The following is a 16,428-nucleotide window of genomic DNA, read 5'->3' as shown; positions in this document are numbered from 1 at the left end:
AGCCCGATCAGGCTTCTTTGTTCTGCTTGATGTCCCAGGCCACCAGCGTTTCAGCACCTTTGCTGCCGCGGTCGGACTGTTCCCAGTACTGCTGTTTAACGCGTGCGGCCTGGAAGGAGTAATTGACCATTACGCTTTCCACATCGCGCTCGGCATTGAGCTGAACCGAAGTCACCAGCACTTCTTCCAGGGTGATTTTGGAGTATTCCACCTGCTCGCCACCGGCCTTGCACACCGACAGCTCCACCTTGCCCAGGTGCTTGCCGCTGGCGCAGTGCTTCATCACGGCAGGCGCAGCCTTGTCGATGCGGGCGACCACATGCAGATCGTTGAAATTGGCCTTGCCCTGGCCACCGCCACCGCCCGAGCTCATGCTACCCGGTTGCGAGGCACCCCACGAAAAGGACTGGATATCGGTCCAATCCTTGTGGTTGGAGTCTTTGGATTCGCCATTGGCGCCTTCAATTTTCATGAACATATCAACAGACACGCTTTTCTCCTTGGAGGTCGAATAAGGCCATCAAAAGGCCAGGGTGGGAATCAGTTCTGCTCGCCTTTGAGCGAAGGCAAGCGGGACACCAGGCGCAGGGAAACCGTCAGGCCTTCCAGCTGGTAGTGCGGTCGTAAAAAGAACTTGGCGGCGTAATAGCCCGGGTTGTCCGGCACTTCCTGCACCGAGACTTCGGCGGCAGCCAAAGGCTTGCGTGCCTTGGTTTCCTGCGAGGAGTTGGTCGGGTCGCCATCCACGTAATTCATGATCCAGCTGTTTAGCCAGCGTTCCATATCGTCGCGCTCGCGAAAGGAACCGATCTTGTCGCGCACAATGCATTTCAGGTAATGCGCAAAACGGCAGCAGGCAAACAGATAGGGCAAGCGCGCGGCCAGACGGGCATTGGCGGTAGCGTCTGCGTCGTAATATTCCTGGGGCTTCTGCAAGGACTGGGCGCCGATAAAGGCCGCAAAATCGGAGTTTTTGCGGTGTACCAAGGGCATGAATCCGTTCTTGGCCAGCTCGGCCTCGCGGCGGTCGCTGATGGCAATTTCCGTGGGACATTTGATGTCCACACCGCCATCGTCCGTGGGAAAGGTATGGCAAGGCAGGTTCTCGACCGCACCGCCCGACTCCACACCGCGAATTGCCGTGCACCAGCCAAAATGCTTGAACGATCGGTTGATATTCACCGCCATGGCATAGGCCGAGTTGGCCCAGGTATAGCGGTCGTGGCTGGCTCCGTCGGTATCTTCCTCGAAGTCGAACTCATCAACCGGGTTGGTACGTGCGCCATAGGGCAAGCGCGCCAGAAAACGCGGCATGGCCAGGCCCAGATAACGGGCATCATCAGATTCGCGCAGGCTTTGCCAGGCGGCGTACTCGGTATTGGAAAAAATCTTGGTCAGATCACGCGGATTGGCCAACTCCTGCCAGGATTCCATCTGCATCACGGACGGCGCAGCACCGGCGATAAAGGGGCTATGCGCGGCAGCGCCGATACGAGCCAGCTCACCCAGCATTTCCACATCAGGCGGGCTGTGGTCGAAGTGATAGTCCCCCACCAGGCAACCAAAGGGTTCGCCACCAAACTGGCCGTATTCCTGTTCGTACACTTTCTTGAACAAGGGACTTTGATCCCAAGCCACGCCTTTGTAGCGCTTCAGGTTGCGCGCCAATTCCTTCTTGGTGGCAGGCATCACACGGATACGCAGCAGCTCATCAGTTTCGGTATTGCTGACCAGATGGTGCAGGCCACGCCATGCTCCTTCCAGGCGCTGAAATTCGGGGTGATGCAGGATGTGATTGATCTGCTCGGTCATCTTCTGATCGATCTGGGCAATCACTGCCTGAATGGTTTGATAAGCGTCGTCGCTCAAGGTCACGGACTGGTCCAACGCCTGCTCGGCCAGCGTGGTGACGGCAAATTCAACCGCCTGCTGGGCCTGCTCGGTTTTGGGACGAAACTCCTGCTGCAACAGGCTGGACAGTTCATCCAATTGGGCCGTGTCGCGAGTGGCGGTCAAGGTCTGGGTGGAAGTCATGGGATGGGCTCCTTATGCTTTGGGCTCGTTGTCCTGATCGGGCTGGGACTCGTCCATCGTCAGGGCCTGGGGCGGGCGGCCAGCCAGGGCGCGCAAGAGTTCGGGCTGCTGCAGGAGACGGGACAAGAGTTCTTCCGCTCCGCTTTTGCCATCCATATAAGTCAGCAAATTCGCCAGCTGGGTACGAGCTTCCAGCAGGCGGGCCAGAGGTTCGATCTGACGGGCCAGTTCAGCCGGGGAAAAGCTGTCCATGGAGTCAAAAGACACTTCCACACCCAGCACGCCATCGCCCTTCAGGCTGTTGGGAACCTGCATGTTCAGCTTGGGTGCGATGGACTTCATGCGGTCATCGAAGTTGTCCACGTCGATTTCCATAAACTTGCGCTCGCCCAGCTCCGGCTGGCTCTCCGTGTTGTGCCCGGCCAGATCCGCCAGCACACCCATCACGAAAGGCAGTTGCACACGATGCTCGGCGCCGTACAGTTCAACGTCGTACTCAATTTGCACACGCGGAGCCCGATTGCGCCCAAGGAATTTCTGGCCGCTGCCAGAATTGGATTTCACAGACATCAGGTCTTCTCCAGTTGATTTATGGAATTAAGAAGCGGCTGTCGCCACTTCGGATCGAGGCATGAAAACCTGGATCTGATCCCAGGCACCGGGAGCCAGGTCACGAATCAGCTCGTGAAAACCCATGGGCACCAGTTGCTGGGCGCGACGCAGCAGCAAAGGGGCAGGATGGCTGGGTTCGTGCTGTTCGAAATACGCCACCAGCTTGTCCAGCAACAACACCACCTCTTCGCGGGATGAAACATGCAGGTTTTGCCAACTCGCCAAGCCCATCACCGGAGCGACCTGATGAGCAGGTTGCGGGGGCACAGGAATGGTGGGGTCGCTTGCCTGCACAGGCTCGGGAGCGGAAGGAGCAGATAGTGAGGTTGCCGCGTCCAGCACTGCGCAGGCGGCTTCCACGGTGTCCCAGGCTCCGTCCAGACGCACGGACCACTCGGCATCCAGATGGCGATGCACCAGGGCCTCCAGCTCCTGGCGGAACTGACGCAAACGACTCAAGGCCACGGTCTGGCTTTGGCCGGCGGCAAAGGCACGGCGCAGCTCTTCAACCAGACGGTCACGACCCGGCAGGCCGCTATCTTTCTGGCTGCCATCCAGCACATAGCCGACTTCACGTAAATTCAGTTGACGATGCCCCAGGCTGACCACGGGAGCCTCACGCATCAGGCGACCCAGACCATCAATAGCCGACAGCCCGGCCAGCGCATTGACGCGCGGCAAGGGGTCCAGCTCGCCATCGTCGTGCAGACGCGGATGAACGTGCTCCCAGCCTTGTTGCAGGGCGCTCAATAGCCAATCGCACACCTCCACCAAGGCGGGCAACCCGCCTGTCTGCAAACGCGCCTGGGCCAGTACCACCAGCAAGCGAATATCTGCCGAGCGGTCCAGCAAGTCCTGCACCAGGCGCACGATGCGCGTCCATTCCGGAACCTGAGCCGGGATAATGGTTTGGCCAAACTGCTGCTCGCCCTGTACTTGCAAAGCCTGCATCAAGGCCAGAAAGTCTGCCTCGTATTCCAGGTTCTCGCCGTAGTGGGCGTTTTCGGGAGCCAAAATCCAGGCTGGCTGCCACTGCTCCTGTATTCCTTCGACCATAGCTGTCGTCTCGGATAACTGATCACGGAGCCAGTCTAGGAACTGAAGGTGACACCTTTTTGACGAAAATTTTTCCTTACTTATTTTGCAAAATGGATGTATTTACGCTCTTTTTGAAGCAAATAAAGAAAAAGCGCCGCCCGCAGGCAGCGCTTTTCAAAGGAAAAAAATTGGCGAGAAGCTAGTCGTCCAACCCCTGCTCCTGTCGCCAGTGCTGGTAGCGTTGCTCCAGAACCGGCCGCAAGGTTTCGTAGCTGTCCCAATCGTCAGGCACGTGATAGATGGATGGCAAAACCTCGTCGTCCAGCGTATCCACGTAATCATCCAGATACAGCTCGTCGTAGTAAAAATCGCTAAAGGCTTTGCCCTGCTCGGACATGTCTTCGCTGACCAGCACATCGTCGCAACACTCTTGCAGCAGTTGCGAGCCTTTGATCATGTGATCACGGCACTGGCGCACCTCGTTGGGGTAGCGGTCCATAAAAGCATTGGCCAGCAGGCCTTTTTCCACCAGCCAGGCCAGATACATGCCGATGTGCGTGCGACCACCTTGCGGGCCCAGATCAGAGGGGTAGTCCCCGCCCACATGCCAGTCCACAGCGTCATATTTAACGGGATCAGTGTGCGTTTTCAATGTCGTACCTCCGTAGGTATGCGTATGTTCTTGGGAAGTGGCTGCTTGGGTGCATTCTTGCCAATCAACTCTGCGCCCTTGCTCTCCATTGCCTTGTCCTTGGCCTTCTGGGTTGCGGAGCGGCGCGCTCCCCCGCTCTTGACTTCGACCGCCCGGATTTTGCCCGTGTTCTTGTCCTTGATCAGTATATCGATCACACGGCGGGTCAATGGGGTTTTTGCAGACACCTGCGTGCCCATGACCTCGTGGCCTTCCTGCTTCAGCTCGGCCTCGACCTCGCGCTCTCGCTGCGCACCCCGACGCCGGTTGCGTTTCAGCTGTGCCCGCTTGGCTTCGCGTGCCGCTGCCTTGCGTGCCGCATCCGGCCCACTGCCCGACACACCCTTGCCGCCTTTACCGGCGCCGCCCCCGGCACCACCGCCACCTAACAACAGCACTTTGAACTGGCTGGGCACTACCCGCATGCCCACCGTATTCACCGTGTTCTGCATGCTCAAGCTAGTCAGACGGGTCGCCGGGATTCCCTTCCACAGCACATTAGGCACACAGGTAATGGAGCGCGAACGCGACATCACGGTTTGCGAGATCAAGCCCAAAGCCACACCCGGATTGTCACCATTACTCAAGGGTATCGTTGTGAGCAAGTTATGGGCAGGCCCACCCTGCAACAGGATGTTCCAGGCATTGGGAATACCCATCAGGCCCGTCGCAAAATTCGGGTAAGGAATCGGCAACAGAGCCGGTGGTGTCTTGCAGATGTCGGGGAAGGCAATATCCATGCCGCCCCGTTGGCAATTGGCAAACATCAGGGCTCCTTATTCAAGACTCATGTGACGCGCGGTCCAGCTCTCAGACTCGTGCAAGGCCGGGTCATTGGGCAGGCAGCCTGCGGCCTGTTCTTGTCCGGCCTTGTCCAGCAGACAGCGATGAAACTGGGTGCGTTCAAAATGCGCGCCATCCCAACGGGCACGGCGGCAATCTGCATACGAGAAATCCGCATAGCGCAGTTGGCTATGCTCGAAACGGGCCTGCTCCAGCACCGCTTGCGCGAAGTAGGCTTGCTGTAAAAAGGAAGCCCGAAAATCTGCCTCGGGAGCGTGGGCTTGAGCCCACAGACTTTGTGTCAGATCCGCCTCCCGAATCTGCAGTCCTTGAGCCTGTGCCTGAACAAATAAAGCCTGCTTGGCTTGGACCTTGTTCAGCACGGCCTGATTCAAGATGGCAGACTTGAAATTGGTGCCGCAAAGACGAGCGTGGCTTAGATCCGCTTGAGTAAAGTCGGACTCCATCAAGACACTGCCGCTGAAATCCAGCCCCGACAGGTCCATGCCCTGGAAATTGCAGGTTTTGGCCGTCACCCTGTGCCAGCGACTACCGGCCAGAGTGCTGCCCCGCCAATCCATTTCGGTGACCACCACATCTTCCAGACGGGTCGACTGCAAGGACAAGCCCCCTGCGCGGCAGCCAGTCCAAGTGCAACGCTGCAAAAGAGCTTGGTCGAAGTTGCCCGATTGCAAGATGCATTGCGCCCAGTGAGTGTCGCTCCAGGCTCCGCCTTGCCAGATAGCGCCCTGTAAATCACAGTCCTGCCACATTACCTCCCTGGCCTGGACATGCTTGCAGGACAAGCCGATCAACACGCATTCCATAAAGGCGCAGCCATCCAGCACACTGGCATCCAGTACTGCTCCGCTCAAGTCACATTGATGAAAGCGGCTACCCGCCAGATTGACGCCCAAGGCTTGCACACGCGGCAGGCGGCAAGCGATGAACACCGCTCCTGAATAATCGCCCGGTGGCAAATACAGATCGCTGATGTCCAGTCCCAGCAAAGGCTCGCCTTGCCGAATGCGCAAACGCAAAGCATGTGCGTCCATCAGACTTGCCCCCCGGCAGGATCGCGACGTGCCGTGCGTAAATACAGATTGCGGCTGCGGGTACGCGCATCCGTTTGCAAACCCATCAAATCAGCGCGGAAGAAGTTCACGGTATCCAGCATCGTGCCTTGAACCTTCGCGCCCCCGGCCAGGCTATTGCTCATATCCACCTTGTTCATGATGGCTTGGCTAAAGTCAGTCTCGATCAGAATGCAGTCACTTAGGCGGGCCTGTGTCCATTGCGACCCCTGGAGATTGGCACCGGATAAATCACAGCGAATCAGTTGGGCCTGTTCAAAACAGGATTGCGACAAATCCAGCCCACGCAAATTGCTTTCTTCCAAGCGGGCACCGCGCCAGTCTGACCCCGGCATGTCCACGCCGGACACCACGCTTTGACGCCAGCGGCTGTCACGGCAATCGAGCACACCGTCCAACAGACCCAGCAGCCAGGACGTGTCCTCCAGGCTGGAGCCCCTCAAGGACAGGTCCCGCAGATCACAGTCCAGCCAAGCGCATTGCTGCAACTGGCAATCCAGATAAGACAATTCGGACAAGCGCGAGCGCATCAAATATTGCACGCCACTTAACTGCGAGGTCTCGAAGGTGCAGCGCAGCAAGTCCACATCCAGCCACTCCTGCTCCTGAAGGTTCGACTGCTGGAACAAGACATCCTGCCAACTGGACTCGCGCGGCTGCCATCGGGCCGCCTGCACCTGACGAAACTGTACGGATTGCAGTACTGCCGCACTGAAATCCACATCATCCAATTGGGACTGATTGAATTGAACCTGCTCCAATCGCGCCCGCACAAATGTGGCTCCCGAGCAATCAGCTCCTGCAAACGTGCCTTGCCGTAGAACCGCATCGTTAAAGCAGGTGCCAACACAGCGCACCCCGGAGAAATCGAAGTCCTGCAAATGCAAACCGCTCAAGTCCAGGCCAGACAGATTGCGAGTTCCGGCCAGAATCAACTCCACTCGCCTGCGCAAACGCTGCTGACGCAGATCAGAGGCAACAGGCGGTGCAGGGGCATAAGCTTGCATCGCACGTCTGGCCTGCTCCATGGGTTTGGATAGCAAGCCGGACACAGGCGCCTGGTCGCTGGCCGCTGCATCCAGCTCGCACAACATGCGCTGTGTATCACGAGCCGTCACACGAGTGCTGGCCTGATCCTGAAAGGGAGATTCACGCTGCAAGTCCTGCACTTTCGCCATGCCCTCTTCCATCTGCTGACGCGCATCCCATTGCTGGCGATTGGCTTGGCGCACTTCCTGCACCCAATCCGTTCGGCCCACATCCAGAGGTTTGGGAGGCCCTGCCTGCGCCAAGCAAAACAGCTCGTTCTGCCAAGCCGGGTGTTCCTGTGCCGCGTCCTGCGCCCAGCGCTCCAGGCGCATCCGCATGGTCAGGGACAAAGGGTCGTCTGCGCTAGTCTGAAAATCATCCAAAGGTGCGCAGCAGTCAGCGGGTAGCAAATCCTGGTCGCGCAAGGCAAATAATCCGGCCTGATCGCCTTCGCTACGCAAGCGCAGCACTTGCTCGTAATGATCCTGGCCACGCGCTTGGCCCAAGGGCTCCAGGGCAGGCATTAATAAGTTCACATCTTGCGCCTGCGCGTCCTGAACCGGCACGCTTCCTTGGTACAGCAAGAGCATGTGGCCCAAATCAGGAAAGAACCAAACGGTGGTGTGCCGCAGGTCCAGCTTTTGCAGACCAGGTAGACGACGATCCTGATACCAGCAGATCGCCTCCCACTGCGGCAAGCTGCCACTCCACCGGGGTCGCTGAGCGTGCAGATGGTGTAGTTCCCAAGAACTGTCTGCGGGCCAATGACCTTGCTCACGCCACCACTGGTCCGGTTCAGCAGCATTGAAAAAATGTGGGTCCAGGCTGTCCAGCATCATGCCTGGATCGCCTTGCTGCCAGGCGGGGTCATAACGGCCCGCCAAACGAAAGCGACGTGGTCGCAAAGGCGATACCGGCCCCAAACCCGCTGGACGGCCCTGCTGGCCAGAACGGTGCAAGCGCCCTTCCCAAGGCTCTACCTGCGGCAAGCAAAGCGGTTCGCCCGGACTGGCTGCTTCCATTCCCATGCCGGCGGGATTATCGGGATACTGCGGCCCGCCCCAGCTACGGCTGCCATCCAAAGGCACGCGGGTAAAAGGCTCTGCCTCCCCCGGTCTGCCTTGCCGCCACTGACGTTGCCCAAATACAGCCAGCTGCTTTTCTATCGGGCCGACACGCGCTTGTACGGCCAGTTGGGATACCGGCTCACCACCAGGAGCGCAGGCATGGCCAGAGACCAGAAACTCTGCACAAGGTTTGGGCAAGGCCAGATCCAGCACATCGTCGTCCTGCATCAGGCCGGATACGCTTTGCCACATACGTGCATCGGTGCTCAAGACATGCGGGGCATCCATGGAACACCAGGCCTGTACCGACACGCTTAGCGCGTGTTGTCCGCGCCAGCTCCAGGGGCGTGCCAAAACACCCAAGCGCAAGGGCTTTACGATGCGCATGGGACTTGTCCTTTGGGAGAGCACGAGCAGGACTGACTTGGAGCAGGAGCACTGCCTGACTGCTCCGGACCCGCGTGTGCGTCATCCCCGATCAACTGCGAAGCCAGCGCCACCATCAATCAATCCCCATAGGAGTTGGCGGCGGGTTTCAGCTGCAAGGTCACCTGTTCACGGTTCAGAGCACACAGCTGATCATTGGCCGGATCGCACAGTACGCTGACCCAATTACCCGGTTTGAATCGCTTGTTCAGTTCGGGCTGCACCAGCACATCCACATGGGTTTTCTGACCATCCACGTCCAGGCCCAGGCGCACTAGCGGATAAGCAGATTTGAAGACTTCTGGCAGCAGCTCGTCCTGAGAGACGATCATTGCCTGTTGGGGGACGACTTCGGCACGATGCAGACGCTGATACAAGAGCTCTTCAGGACGAGCACGCCAATAGCGCGTAAAACCCCTATACCCAGCCACAAAACCACCCACTGCGATCAACATGGGCAAGATGACCAGATAAGGCAGCCAATCCCGCCACTCCAGAGCAATACCAATCGAAATCATGATGGCTCCCATCAAAGCGCTGAAAGCCATCCATATAATCTGTCCCAGCATCGTCGCGGACGTCCTTAAAAAAAGATGTGCAAGCCGGACTTGGCCAAACGCAGAGCCGAACTGCCGACGCGCACCGCCTGCTTGCCCAGATACACCGCACTGGTCTTGATCGCGGCGTAGGCTTTCTCGTCCTTGAAGGCCGAGTGGTCCATCTTCATGACGGCAGCCTGGAAATTGACCAGATAGCCCTGCGCCCGAATACCCCAGGCATCCAGCGAGGAAATCGTGCCGTTCAGGCGGAACCCCGTCACTTTTTCGGTATGCGGAATCCACCATTTTTCAATACCTGTGACATTCACCTTCCAGGTAGGCGTGGTGATGTTCACGCCCGCTGCGGCGGTAATGTCCACAGGACCGGAAATGCTTTTGGTCAGATTGCCAGTCAGGGTGTCAGTGATATTGCCGGTGGTGGTCAGGTCCACATCACCTGTAATGGTTTCTTTGACATCGCCAGTCACGGTGTAATCCACCGCGCCGGTAATCGTGCGGGTGTAATCGCCGGTTTGGGTGGAGTTGCAAGTGCCGGTGATGGAATCCGTGACATCGCCCGTGACCGTATGAGTGACCTCGCCGGTGATGGTTCGGGTCAAATCGCCGGTCAAGGTGTCGGTGACATTGCCCGTCACGGTACGCGTCACATCACCGGTATGAGTTCGGGTCTGCTCGCCTTCTATGGTTTCAACCAGATCCCCGATGACCGTACGTACGACGCCGCTATTAAATGTCTCGGTTTCCAGATCCTGCACCGTTGTCGTGCGGGTTGCCATGACGCTCAAGGTATCGTGGCCTGTGACCACAGTAGTCCGGTTACCGTCGACGGTATGGGTTTCATCACCCTCGACTTCCGTATCCAGATTGCGCTCGGCATGCAGCCAGATACGCTCCTGCCCGGCTCTGTCCTCGAACATGAAGGCGTTGGCGTTGCTGGGATCACCGTCTTTGGAACGGCTTAGAAAGCCGCTTTGTGTGGCATTGTCCGGAAGGTTCCAGGGCGGCATATTACTGGCGTTATACACGCGACCGACGGCAATGGGCCGGTCCGGGTCGCCCCCCAGAAAATCCACAATCACTTCGTCGCCCACTCGGGGCAGCTGAATGCCACCAAAGCCGCCACCTGCCCACGGGCTGGAGACTCGCAGCCAGCAGGAGCTGTTTTCATTGGCCTGCCCGTAGCGATCCCACAAAAACTGAACCTTGATGCGACCATATTGATCGGTCCACAGTTGCTCGCCGCTCTTGCCCACCACCTTGGCGGTTTGCGGGCCGTAGGTACGCGGAATAGGTGTACGTCGCAACGGGCGATACGGCTGGCTGGACGGGATCACCAGAAAATCGATGAAGTAGTGGCTGGCCATGCCGCTCTCGCCGGTATGGCCTACATCCAGAAAGTCGTAATCGACCTGCGTCACCAGATAGTCGCGGTTGTCCTCGGGGCGCGGATGATTGCGTACGGACAGCAAATAACCCGGCGCGACACCACGCGCATTAGTCTGGGCTTGAGCCTGGCTACGTACTGCCTGCAAGGCTTCCAGCCGCAAGCGGGAGTAATGTTCACCATGTTGAGGCTCGGTGTAGCCACCCGCCCATTCGTAGACTTCCAGATCACCCAAGGCGTGTTCAGCTGGGTTGCTGCGCGTGGCGTCCAGGCTGGCTCCCGGCTTGCAATAGTCGTAGTCAGCGGTCGCGTAGCGACCCGGAGTGACTTGCTCATACGGGTGCCAGGCATGGATATGCTCAACATCAGGATGCGCTACCCGATCGGGGGAAACAAAGGGCAGCTCAGAAAGCCAGGGCGCAGCCGCATGTTGACCCACATCGTCGGCCATCACCAGGGTATGGGCGCCATTACGGTGCTCAAACCAGTAGTAAATCCCCTCGCGCTCCATCAAGCGGCTAACAAACTGAAAGTCGCTTTCCTGATACTGAACGCAATAGGTTTGACGCGGGTAGTCCTGCGTCAGGCGCGACTCCCAGGCAAAGGGGTAGCGGCCCAGCACATCCTGCAAAACCTCGGGCACGGTCTTTTCCTGAAAGATCCGGCTGTCCATGTTCTGGCTCAAGAACCAGAGCCAGGGGCGCAAGGTGGCCCGATACGTGTAGAAGCGGTCGCTGCGGCCGGTTTTACCCATCAGGCGAAATGCGCTGATACGACCATCCAGAAAGCGCGGCACTGCAAAAGGTGTTTTGATTTCCAGGCTCAGGGACTCGCCCAGCAAGCTGCGCAAATCCAGCAAGGGGGTATTGCAGACCACATCCACCTGCAATTCAAAAGGCTGGGACAAGGCTTCCCGACCTTGCAGAGCCTGAAATAGCAAGACTTCCGGCCCCAACGGGCTATGCACTTGTACAAGGCGTTCTGTCAGCATGCTTACCCCATATGGATTTGGTCAGCGTCGACTTTGACCAGCTCGCGCGCAGTCATCAAGGTATGGCGGGCATGCAAACGCATTTGATGCTGGGCCTGCACATCCATGCGGCCCCCACGCCAACGCTCCTCTTTTTCAGTCAGACGAAATACGTGATTGCACACTTGGGACAGGCGATCCGCCACGGTTTCCTGCACGCGCGACAAAATCCGCAGCGTGCCTGCGGTCAGGCTCATCTCCCGGCCAGACTGGCGCAAATGGCCACCTGCCTGCAAAGTCAGGTCCGCCTCGGACTGGATATGTACCCCACCCTGGGCCGCCTGCACATGCAAGCCCTGCTCGGCGATCAGATGCAAAGCCCCGCCCTGGGGTCGCTCCAGCACGGCGAACACATAGGCCTGCTCGCCATCGGCACCGCCTACCCAGACCTTGTCGCCCTCTTGCGGCTGCACCAGGCAACTGACGGCCTGCGGCACAATCCAGCAGCGCTCGCCGCAGTCGACTTCAAACTGCCCCGACTCCAGACGAGCCTTGACCCGTCCCTGCCAGAACATGGGGGGAACGTGCAGGCTGGACACCATGCGCGAGGGCAATCCCATACATCCTCCGTGTGAGCTGTTCAACACAATGAAAAGGACTATGGCCCGAGCCCATGTCTACTCTATGACAACAACAAAACTTTACTTTTTTGACATTTAGCGGGTTTTAAGCAAATTTGCTTACACGTATTGTGCTATTGCCCACCGATGCGGGGGACGCCCCAATAAAAAAGCCGCCCGAAGGCGGCTTTGTCCAGCAACGATAGAAACAGCAGCAGATCGGAAATTATGTCCGCTCGAAAATCCCGGCGGCTCCCATGCCTGTACCGATACACATGGTGAGCATGCCGTACTTCAGCTGACGACGCTGCAAGGCATGAACCACGGTGGCGGCACGCATGGCACCAGTCGCACCCAGAGGGTGACCCATGGCAATAGCACCACCCAGCGGATTGACGCGCTCGGGGTCCAGGCCCAAATCACGAATCACCGCCAGAGATTGAGCAGCAAAGGCTTCGTTCAGCTCGATCCAGTCCATCTGGTCTTGCTTCAGGCCAGCCAAGGCCAGCGCATGAGGCACGGCTTCTTTAGGACCGATACCCATGATTGCTGGCGGCACACCACGGACCGAGAAAGTCACGAAACGGGCCAGCGGAGTCAGATTGTGCTCGCGCAAGGCGCGTTCGGAAACAACCAGCAAGGCACCTGCCCCGTCCGAAGTCTGCGAACTGTTGCCGGCCGTGACCGAGCCACGCGCCGCAAATACGGGGCGCAGCTTGCCCAGCACTTCCAGGCTGGTATCAGGGCGTGGACCCTCGTCACGATCAACCACTTGAGTTTTGACGGAGATTTCCTGCGTGCTCAGGTTGGGTTGACGACGTGTCACCGTCACAGGCAGAACTTCGCCCGTGAACTCGCCCGATTCCCACGCCTTGACGGCTTTCTGGTGCGAGGCCAGGGCAAACGCGTCCTGATCTTCACGGGAGACTTTCCACTGACGCGCTACTTCTTCAGCGGTCAGACCCATGCCGTAAGCGATCCCGTAGTTCTCGTCCGAAGTGAAAATCTCGGGGCTGAACGTGGTATTCACGCCCATCACCGGCACCTGACTCATGGATTCCACACCCGAAGCCACGATGATGTCTGCCTGGCCCGTACGGATACGGTCAGCAGCAATCGCAATGGCGCTCAAACCCGAGGCGCAGAAGCGGTTGACGGTCATCCCGGCCACGGTATGCGGCAGGCCTGCCAGCAAGGCAGAAATACGCGCCACGTTAAAGCCTTGTGGGCCTTCAGGCAGAGCGCAACCGGCTACCACTTCTTCGATGGCGGCAGGGTCCAGTTTCGGTACATCGGCCAGCATGCCGCGAATGGCTTCCGCCAAGAGCTCGTCAGGGCGGTAGGACGAAAACACACCGCGAGGCGCTTTTCCGATGGGCGTACGCTTGGCAGCGACGATATAAGCTTGTTGTACAGTCATGTCTACTCCTTGATCCGCTCTAGTTACGCACTGGCTTGCCAGTGGTCAGCATCCCAGTAATACGTTCCTGGGTCTTGGGGGAATTGAGCAGTTCCAGGAAGGCCTGCCGCTCTTGCGCCATCATCCAGGCTTCATCCACCAGCGAGCCTGGATCCACATCGCCCCCGCAGATCACGGTTACGACCTTCTCGGCAATATGGAAGTCATACTCCGAGATGAAACCACCTTCTTTCATGTTCACCAGTTGAGCTTTCAACGTGGCGATGCCATCGCGACCGGCAACCGGGAAGCGACGTGGCAATGGAGCACGCCAACCGGCGCTGGCCAGAGCCTGTGCCTGACGAACGGCCACGTAAACCAGTTCCTGACGGTTCATGACGATGGTGTCGGACTCTTTCAGGAAGCCAAGCTGACGCGCATCCAGAGCGGAGCGCGACACCTGTGCACTGGCGATAGCCAGAGCAAAACGCTTCAGGTAGGCCAGCAGCGGGGCATCAGGTGCACCCATGGCTTGCAGTTCAGCCGAGCGACGAGCCGAGTAAGCCAGACCACCTGCGCCTGGAACCAGACCCACACCCACTTCAACCAGACCAATGTAGGACTCGAAGTGAGCGACGCGGTGCGCGCAATGCACAGCCAGTTCGCAACCACCACCCAGAGCCAGACCGGCAACCGCAGCCACCACAGGCACCTGGGCGTAGCGGATACGCAGAACCATGTCCTGCATGGCGCGCTCTACAGGCTCAACACCGGCCACGCCTTCTTTCTCGAACACGGGCAAAATGGCTTTCAGGTCAGCGCCTGCGGAGAATGGATCACCATCCTGGGCCACCACCAGAGCCTGATACGAGGCTTCAGCCAGCTCAATCGCCTTGAACATGCCATTGACCACACCAGGGCTCAGCGTGTGCATCTTGGTCTTGAAGGACACGATTAGCACGTCTTGTGGGTGCGGCGCAGGCAGCGTCCAGCAGCGTACCGATTCATCTTCGAAAACCGTGGTGGTTTCCAGAGACTCGACCTCGCCCACCAGCAAAGGTGTGCCAATGTGGCGCAGGTAAACAGGCAGATCGCTACGGCCTTCAAAGCGGCTTTGCGACGGATTCCAGGAACCGGCAGCGGTATGCACGCCTTGCGCTTCCCACACAGGACCACGAGTCGCCCAGTCTGGCAGCGGCTGGCTGCTCAGTGTCTTGCCGTCTTGAATATCCTGGTTGATCCAGTCGGCCACCTGACGCCATCCGGCAGCCTGCCAGATCTCGAACGGGCCTTGCTTGTGACCAAAGCCCCATTTCAAGGCCAGATCCAGCTGACGGGCGTTGTCGGCAATGTCTTGCAGATGAATGGCACTGTAGTGGAAGGTGTCGCGCAGTACGGCCCACACGAATTGAGCCTGAGGCTTGTCGGACTCGCGCAGCTGGCGCAGGCGCTCAGCCGGGTCACGTACAGCCAGAATGGCGGCGACATCAGGATCGATTTTCTGGTCAGCAGCCACGTAATCGCGCTGTTGAGCATCGAAACGCTGGATTTCACGGCCCTTCTTGCGGAAGAAACCGGCACCGGTCTTTTGACCCAAAGCACCTGCATCAATCAGGCCCTGCACTTCTGGTGGCAGGCCAAAGTGTGCTTTGAAGCTGTCATCGGGCAGCTGATCCTGCATGGTGCGGATCACGTGTGCCAGAGTGTCCAGGCCAACCACGTCAGCGGTACGGTAAGTACCCGATTTGGCTCGACCCAGACGTGTACCCGTCAATTCATCAACCTGCTCGTAAGTCAGGGAGAAACGACGAGCCTGCTCGAACACGGACAGAATGCCAAAAACACCAATGCGGTTACCGATGAAATTGGGGGTATCTTTGGCGCGAACCACGCCCTTGCCCAGTTGCGATACCAGGAAGGTTTCCAGAACATCCAGCAGCTCTGGCTGGGTGTATTTCGTGGGGATCAGCTCCACCAGGCTCATGTAGCGTGGCGGATTAAAAAAGTGCACGCCGCAAAAACGTGGGCGCAGCGCTTCCGGCAAAACATCTGCCAGGGAAGTGATGGACAGGCCGGACGTGTTGCTGGCGATGATGGCATTAGGGTTCAGTGCTGGCCCGATCTTGCGGTACAGATCCTGTTTCCAGTCCAGACGCTCGGCAATGGCTTCGATCACCAGATCGCAATCGGCCAGACGGTCCAGATTGTCGTCGTAGTTGGCGGGCTCGATCAGGTCGGCCAGGTCTGGCGTACCCAAAGGAGCGGGATTCATTTTGCGCAGATTGGCAATGGCACGCAGGGCGATGCCATTTTTGGGCCCCTCGCGGGCGGGCAGATCAAACAGAACTACTGGTATGCCTGCATTCACGCAATGGGCGGCAATTTGCGCGCCCATGACGCCGGCACCGCACACGGCGACCCGACGCAAGGTACGGGCACTGCCCGTCACTGCACTGGCTGAACTAGATGTCATAGGTTTGTCTCCAGGAAACTGAAACCCCACGCAGCATAAGGTCCCAAACGGACGCTCTACGATGCGAGGCAATCGAATAATCGTACACGCACAACCGCTTTTACGACCATAAAGTCTTTTTTATTTTCAATCAAAGATGGGTATAGATCAAATCCATCTTCATGAAACTGTCCATGTTTGGATCCGGATCGGGCTGATCAGCCGCTCCAGCAAGCCACCATAAATTAAAACGATCGTTTCAATCTCTT

At 58.4% G+C, this 16,428-nt stretch carries 13 protein-coding genes; all 13 read right to left on the bottom strand.

Going from position 1 to position 16,428, the window contains the following annotated elements; all coding sequences use genetic code 11:
- Positions 1–7: 7 nt before the first annotated feature.
- The 13 genes from ACLPGZ_RS00680 to ACLPGZ_RS00620 all read right to left on the bottom strand — a co-directional run bounded on the left by ACLPGZ_RS00680 (position 8) and on the right by ACLPGZ_RS00620 (position 16,180).
- On the bottom strand, positions 8–490 hold the full coding sequence (locus ACLPGZ_RS00680; protein ID WP_035270090.1) for an Hcp family type VI secretion system effector: 483 nt from the start codon (positions 488–490) through the stop codon (positions 8–10).
- A gap of 50 nt (positions 491–540) precedes the next feature.
- On the bottom strand, positions 541–2,034 hold the full coding sequence (gene tssC / locus ACLPGZ_RS00675; protein ID WP_009455530.1) for a type VI secretion system contractile sheath large subunit: 1,494 nt from the start codon (positions 2,032–2,034) through the stop codon (positions 541–543).
- 12 nt (positions 2,035–2,046) lie between these two features.
- The gene (gene tssB, locus ACLPGZ_RS00670; RefSeq protein ID WP_086061191.1) at positions 2,047–2,604 is read right to left on the bottom strand and encodes a type VI secretion system contractile sheath small subunit; all 558 of its coding nucleotides are present in this window, start codon (positions 2,602–2,604) and stop codon (positions 2,047–2,049) included.
- A 27-nt stretch (positions 2,605–2,631) separates the two neighbouring features.
- Positions 2,632–3,702 (bottom strand): type VI secretion system protein TssA, encoded by a 1,071-nt coding sequence (gene tssA / locus ACLPGZ_RS00665; RefSeq protein ID WP_115634535.1) that lies wholly within the window; start codon positions 3,700–3,702, stop codon positions 2,632–2,634.
- Between the two features lie 181 nt (positions 3,703–3,883).
- Positions 3,884–4,336, bottom strand: a complete 453-nt coding sequence (locus ACLPGZ_RS00660) for a DUF7832 domain-containing protein (RefSeq protein ID WP_009455524.1) — start codon at positions 4,334–4,336, stop codon at positions 3,884–3,886.
- Entirely contained in the window at positions 4,333–5,142 is an 810-nt protein-coding gene (locus tag ACLPGZ_RS00655; RefSeq protein ID WP_009455523.1) for a DUF4150 domain-containing protein, read from the bottom strand. The genes ACLPGZ_RS00660 and ACLPGZ_RS00655 overlap by 4 nt, the downstream gene beginning before the upstream one ends.
- Positions 5,143–5,151: 9 nt before the next feature.
- Positions 5,152–6,213, bottom strand: a complete 1,062-nt coding sequence (locus ACLPGZ_RS00650) for a pentapeptide repeat-containing protein (RefSeq protein ID WP_115634536.1) — start codon at positions 6,211–6,213, stop codon at positions 5,152–5,154.
- Entirely contained in the window at positions 6,213–8,735 is a 2,523-nt protein-coding gene (locus ACLPGZ_RS00645) for a DUF2169 family type VI secretion system accessory protein (protein WP_115634537.1), read from the bottom strand. Before ACLPGZ_RS00645 ends, ACLPGZ_RS00650 begins: the two co-directional genes overlap by 1 nt.
- 119 nt (positions 8,736–8,854) lie before the next feature.
- Positions 8,855–9,322: a hypothetical protein gene (locus ACLPGZ_RS00640; protein ID WP_226348231.1), complete on the bottom strand. Its 468-nt coding sequence runs from the start codon at positions 9,320–9,322 to the stop codon at positions 8,855–8,857.
- Positions 9,323–9,357: 35 nt separating this feature from the next.
- Entirely contained in the window at positions 9,358–11,709 is a 2,352-nt protein-coding gene (locus ACLPGZ_RS00635; protein WP_429640925.1) for a type VI secretion system Vgr family protein, read from the bottom strand.
- 2 nt (positions 11,710–11,711) lie between these two features.
- Positions 11,712–12,308: a DUF3540 domain-containing protein gene (locus tag ACLPGZ_RS00630; RefSeq protein ID WP_115634539.1), complete on the bottom strand. Its 597-nt coding sequence runs from the start codon at positions 12,306–12,308 to the stop codon at positions 11,712–11,714.
- A gap of 226 nt (positions 12,309–12,534) precedes the next feature.
- Positions 12,535–13,728 (bottom strand): acetyl-CoA C-acyltransferase, encoded by a 1,194-nt coding sequence (locus tag ACLPGZ_RS00625; protein WP_009455514.1) that lies wholly within the window; start codon positions 13,726–13,728, stop codon positions 12,535–12,537.
- A gap of 19 nt (positions 13,729–13,747) precedes the next feature.
- Positions 13,748–16,180: a 3-hydroxyacyl-CoA dehydrogenase/enoyl-CoA hydratase family protein gene (locus ACLPGZ_RS00620; RefSeq protein ID WP_021447239.1), complete on the bottom strand. Its 2,433-nt coding sequence runs from the start codon at positions 16,178–16,180 to the stop codon at positions 13,748–13,750.
- Positions 16,181–16,428 lie beyond the last annotated feature (248 nt).

Source organism: Alcaligenes sp. Me129, from assembly GCF_050487245.1.
In the GTDB taxonomy this organism is placed as follows: Bacteria; Pseudomonadota; Gammaproteobacteria; order Burkholderiales; family Burkholderiaceae_B; genus Alcaligenes; species Alcaligenes phenolicus.
Note: the sequence above shows the minus strand (reverse complement) of the source record. Positions and strands in the feature narration are given on the sequence as shown.